Origin of the sequence: Marinobacter sp. AC-23, from assembly GCF_001858325.1 — a bacterium.
In the GTDB taxonomy this organism is placed as follows: domain Bacteria; phylum Pseudomonadota; class Gammaproteobacteria; order Pseudomonadales; family Oleiphilaceae; genus Marinobacter.
Genome location: NZ_MBPP01000060.1, coordinates 1 through 5,450 on the forward strand (window position 1 = coordinate 1; position 5,450 = coordinate 5,450).

The 5,450-nt window shown below is 56.3% G+C and carries 4 protein-coding genes and 2 pseudogenes; 5 read left to right on the forward strand and 1 reads right to left on the reverse strand.

Annotated features, from left to right (window positions below; genetic code table 11):
* The 5 genes and pseudogenes from BCA33_RS16255 to BCA33_RS20300 form a co-directional block, all read left to right on the forward strand.
* Positions 1-783, forward strand: a 783-nt coding sequence (locus tag BCA33_RS16255; protein ID WP_071267496.1) for a branched-chain amino acid ABC transporter permease, incomplete at its 5' end; no start/stop codon positions are given.
* Positions 783-1,790: a branched-chain amino acid ABC transporter permease gene (locus BCA33_RS16260; RefSeq protein WP_071267498.1), complete on the forward strand. Its 1,008-nt coding sequence runs from the start codon at positions 783-785 to the stop codon at positions 1,788-1,790. The genes BCA33_RS16255 and BCA33_RS16260, both read left to right, overlap by 1 nt.
* Entirely contained in the window at positions 1,787-2,545 is a 759-nt protein-coding gene (locus BCA33_RS16265) for an ABC transporter ATP-binding protein (protein WP_071267500.1), read from the forward strand. The genes BCA33_RS16260 and BCA33_RS16265 overlap by 4 nt, the downstream gene beginning before the upstream one ends.
* 21 nt (positions 2,546-2,566) lie before the next feature.
* A pseudogene (locus BCA33_RS20295) lies at positions 2,567-2,968 on the forward strand (hemerythrin domain-containing protein); the annotation flags it as partial.
* A 258-nt stretch (positions 2,969-3,226) separates the two neighbouring features.
* Positions 3,227-3,930, forward strand: a pseudogene (locus BCA33_RS20300) (ABC transporter ATP-binding protein).
* A gap of 68 nt (positions 3,931-3,998) precedes the next feature.
* Here BCA33_RS20300 and paaZ read toward each other — a convergent pair.
* A partial coding sequence (gene paaZ / locus BCA33_RS16275) for a phenylacetic acid degradation bifunctional protein PaaZ (protein ID WP_071267502.1) occupies positions 3,999-5,450 on the reverse strand: 1,452 nt, incomplete at its 5' end.

A 5,450-nucleotide genomic window follows, 5' to 3' on the forward strand; every position in this document is an offset into this window, starting at 1 on the left:
GCCAGCCACGTGATCAACTTCGCCCAGGGCGAGTTCCTGATGATTGGCGGTATGGCGACTGTGTCTTTGACAGCTATGGGTGTGCCCATGCTGCTCGCGATTGTACTTGCTGTGGTTCTGGCGGGTTTGCTGGGTATCGCGCTTCAGCGCCTGGCGATTGCCCCCGCGAAAAATGCGGATGTGGTTACGTTGATCATTATTACCATCGGCGCGTCGATTTTTATTCGTGGTCTGGCCCAGCTGGTTTGGGGCAAGCAATACCACGTTATGCCTAACTTCAGCAGCGACCAGCCGATTGAAATTTTTGGAGCCGTGCTGAACAGCCAGAGCCTGTGGGTGCTGGGTGTTGGCGCAGTTCTCGTGGCGGTGCTGGTGTACTTTTTCACTCGCACGCTCACTGGCAAGGCTATTCTTGCTACCTCAATGAACAAGGATGCCGCCCGCTTGGTGGGTATTCGTACCCAAGTGGTGCTTATGCTGGCGTTTATGGTGTCTGCATTGCTGGGCTCCGTTGCCGGTATTGTGGTGGCACCTATTACGTTCACCTCCTATGACATCGGTATCATTCTTGGGCTGAAAGGCTTTGTGGCCGCGGCTATTGGCGGTTTAGGCAGCGGCATGGGAGCAGTCGTCGGCGGCTTGGCTCTTGGTGTGGTGGAGGCCATGGCGGCAGGCTATCTGTCTTCTGACTACAAAGACGCTGTGGCCTTCTCGATGATTCTGTTGGTGTTGTTCTTCATGCCCCGAGGCCTGTTTGGCGCCAAAATTGTGGAGCGGGTGTGATGATGGCTCGACTTTCACAGTTCCGCCTCAGGGGCTTGGTGTTCCTGGCCATTGTGGTGTTTGCACTGCCACTGTTTCTATCCAATCCGTTCCACTATGGCTTGGCCACTCAAATCGCGTTGATCGCTGGCGCCGTGGTGGGCCTCAACCTGCTGGTAGGTTTTGCTGGCCAGATCAGTTTGGGCCATGCGGGATTCTTTGGCCTAGGTGCTTATTTCAGCGCGATTATGACCGGCACATACGGCTGGTCTGCTATTCCTGCTCTGGTTGTTGGCGCAGTGGTTGTGGCCATAATCGCCTGGGTTGTTGGCCGCCCGATTCTGCGCCTGAAGGGTCATTATCTTTCCATGGCTACTTTGGCGGTGGGCTTCATCATTGCCATCATTCTGAACAACGAGCGGGAAATAACCGGCGGGCCCGACGGCATGCCGGTTCCCCCGTTTGATGTGTTTGGCTGGGAGCTAAGCGCCTTTGGACAGTATTCGCTGTTTGGCATGGACATCAGCGGTGATCTGGCCTGGTATCTGTTCGCCGGCGTGGTGTTGCTCGTTGCGGTCTGGCTCGCCCAAAACCTGATTGATTCCCCCATTGGTCGCGCTTTGCGCTCCGTTCACGGGTCCGAAGTGGCGGCCAGTGTAGTGGGCGTGAATACCGCAAAGTACAAAAGCCTGGTGTTCGTGATCTCAGCGGTATACGCCAGTGTAATGGGTGCGCTTTATGGACATTTTCAGGGCTTTATTACGCCCTCTGTGGCCAGTTTCGACTTCTCCATATTGCTGATTACCATGGTGGTGCTCGGGGGCATGGGCTCCACCATAGGGGTAATTATTGGTGCTGTGGTACTAGAACTGCTGCCGCAAGTACTGGCTGATTTTCAGGAGATGGAAATGGTGCTGTTTGGCTTGATCCTGATGTTGACCATGATTTTTATGCCCAAGGGTCTGCTGCCAACTGCAGCCAATTTCCTGACCAAACGACGCTCCAAATCTGCCGGAGGTGACGCATGACCGCTCTGGTTGAAGTTAATAATCTGTCCAAGGCGTTTGGCGGCGTACACGCTGTTGAAAGCGTGAGCTTCTCAGTGGATGCGGGACAGGTGTATTCGGTTATCGGTCCCAACGGCGCCGGTAAAACCACCCTGTTTAACCTGATTACAGGCCTGTACACGCCCACCAGTGGTGAGGTGAAATTGCACGGCGAAAGCATTGCGAAGCTGTTGCCAAACCAGCTGGCGGAGCGGGGCATGTGTCGCACGTTCCAGCAAATGCAGATATGCATGAACATGACCGCCATTGAAAACGTGATGCTGGGCCGGCACCTGACCCTGAAAAGCAATCTGCTGACCACCCTGTTTCGTTTGCCTGCGCTTACCCGGGGCGAAAAAGCCGCGCGGGAAAAGGCTGCCGAGTTGATGGAGTTTGTGGGTTGTGGCGAGTACCTCGACACTGAAGCGTCGGCTATGTCTTATGGTGCGTTGAAGCGTCTGGAGATCGCCCGTGCGCTGGCCGCAGAGCCAAAAGTCGTCCTGCTGGATGAGCCTGCGGCTGGCCTGAACGCCGTGGAAACCGCGGCGCTGGAAGATCTTATCCGCAAGATTGCCGAGCAGGGCATTACGGTGATGCTGGTGGAGCACGACATGAAGCTGGTAATGGGTATTTCCGACCGTTTGTTGGTGCTTAACTACGGGCGCGTACTGGCGGAAGGCACGCCGGAACAGATTCGTGCAAACCCGGATGTTATCGCAGCCTACCTGGGCGGTTAAACGGAGCGAGGAATAACCACAATGACACAGACACCGACCAACGTGGCGCCTGAAGACAGCTACAGCTTGCAAGCCATCAGCACAATTGTTCAGGAACACCAGTCGCTATGGCGTATTCTGGATTTGTTGGATGAACTCCAGCACGACATGAACATTAACGAACAGCAGCCCGACGAAACGCTGTTCAACAATATTTTTGATTACGTGCAGCACTTTGCCCGGCGAGTGCACAGCTCTCCCGAGGAGATCGTGTTGTACCGTATGCTCGGTGAAAAGTCGCCGGAAACCAAGCCGTTGCTGGATAAGCTCGCACACGGCTATGTGATAGGCGATCAAAAGATCAACGAGCTGCGCCACTTGCTAATGGTATGCATGGAGCGCTGGCCCGATGGCCGGGAAGACTTCAGCCACGCGCTGGCAAGATTTACCGAAGCCCTGCGCAAGCACATCAAAAAAGAAGAAGGCGTGGTGATACCCCGGGCCCGCAAACTTTTGAGTGAAGATGACTGGCACCTGATTGTTGAATCCCGTGACCAGGCCAACGATCCGTTGTTTGGCGAGCGGGTGCGGGATGAATTTCGTGAACTGCGCCATCGCATTGTGAGCCACACACCAGAGCGTCTGGGTGGTTTGGGGCTGCGCCAAGCACCGCGTAAAAGCGCACAGCGCGCTACGCAGGAGATGCTCTCTATCAAGGGTCTGAAGACCTCCTATGGCCAGATTGAAGCGCTCCACGGTGTTGATATTCGTATCAACAGCGGTGAGATTGTTTCATTGGTTGGCGCCAACGGTGCGGGCAAGTCGACGCTACTGATGACAATCTCCGGTCTGCAGCCGACCGACAGCGGCAGCATTACCTTCGAGGGTAAAGATTTGCTGAAAGTCACTACAGACCAGCGGGTTGCCAGCGGTATTGTTCAGGTGCCCGAAGGCCGGCAGGTGTTTAAAGATTTGAGCGTTGAGGACAACCTGTTGCTGGGCGCCTACACCCGTGGCCGCAGCCCGGAAGTGGAAGACGATATTGAGCGCATGTATGAGAAATTTCCCATACTGCGCCAGAAGCGTCGCAACCTGGCAGGCGAGCTCTCTGGTGGCCAACAGCAGATGCTGGCCATGGGCCGGGCGCTGATGGCGAAGCCAGGCTGTTGCTGTTGGACGAGCCCAGCATGGGGTTGGCTCCGCTGATCATTGAAGAGATTTTCAATATCGTCAAAGAGCTTAAGAATGAAGGCATGACCATCTTTCTGGTGGAGCAGAACGCCTCTCAGGCGTTGGCGCTTGCCGATCGTGGTTACGTGCTGGAGACCGGTCGGGTGGTCATGGAAGGCTCTGGCCGTGAGTTGCTGAGCAACGAGAAAGTACGCGAGGCGTATCTGGGTATGTGACGGAATGCCAGATACAAAAAAACCGCCAGGGCTGGAAGCTGCTGGCGGTTTTTTTATGGCCGGAAGAATTACTCCGGCTTTTTCGCAACCAACGTCAGGATGTCGTAGCTGGCAACCAGCTCGTCTTCCTGATTGGTGACCTGAACATCCCAAACCACCACGCCTTGTGGGTGACCGTCTGGTGATGTGCGTCCCTGATCTATCTTGCGCTTGCAGGTCAGGCGGGCACGAATGGTGTCGCCCGGTGCTACTGGCTCGATGAAGCGCAGGGTATCCAGACCGTAGTTTGCCAGTACCGGGCCTTCGGCTGGATGCACGAACATTCCGGCTGCCGCAGACAGCACGAAATAGCCGTGTGCGATGCGCTTGCCGAACTGGCTGTTCTTGGCGGCGATCTCATCAAAGTGCATGTAGAAATGATCGCCCGACAAGCAGCCGAAGTTCACCAGATCTGCTTCCGTAACTGTACGACGGTGAGTCAACAGTGACTGGCCGATCTGCAGGTCTTCGAAGTGATAACGGAACGGATGTATGTCGTTCTCGATAACCTTGGCCCCACGAATGTACTCACCGGTGACTGCGGCCAGCATGGTGGGCGAACCCTGAATAGCTGTGCGCTGCAGGTAGTGGAACACAGCACGGATACCGCCAAGCTCTTCACCGCCACCAGCGCGCCCGGGGCCGCCGTGCTTCAGCATGGGCAAGGGCGAGCCGTGGCCAGTAGATTCTTTGGCAGCTTCTGCATCCAGCAGGTGCAGGCGACCGTGGTAGGCAGCCAGCGCCGGTGCCAGCTTGGCAATGGTGGCCGGGTCGCGGGTGGTTACCGTGGTAACCAGTGAGCCGCGGCCTTTGGCGACCAGCTCAACCGCTTCGTCCAGGTTGTTGTAGGGGATGATCGTGGCAACCGGGCCAAAGGCCTCGATGTCGTGGGCGCCGCAGCCGTTTTCCGGGTTGCGACACAGCAGCAGGTGCGGTTCGATGAACGCGCCTTTGTCAGTGCCGTCGCCCGTTGGCTTGAAGTTGCCTTCGCCGCCGAAGATCAGCTCACTGGTTTTCAGCAGTTCCTGGATATTGGCTTTCACGTCTTCCAGTTGATCGATCGATGCCAGGGCGCCCATGCGCACGCCTTCAACCGAAGGATCGCCGGTGGTGATTTTCGATAGCCGCTCTTTGAGCTTGTCGCACACCGCTTGTACGTGTTCCTGAGGCACCATCACCCGGCGAATCGCCGTACACTTCTGGCCTGCCTTGGCGACCATTTCACGGCCCACTTCCCGAACAAACAGATCGAACTCTTCGTGTTCTGGCGTGACATCCGGAGTCAGAAGGGCGCTGTTCAATGAGTCAGCTTCGGCGTTAAACGGAATAGAGCGATTGATGATGTTCGGGTGAACACGCAGCATGCGCGCGGTTTTTGCCGAGCCTGTAAAGGTCACCACATCCTGTTCTTCCAGGTGCTCAAACAGATCACCGGTGCTGCCGATGATCAGCTGCAAGCTGCCTTCTGGCAGAGCGCCGGA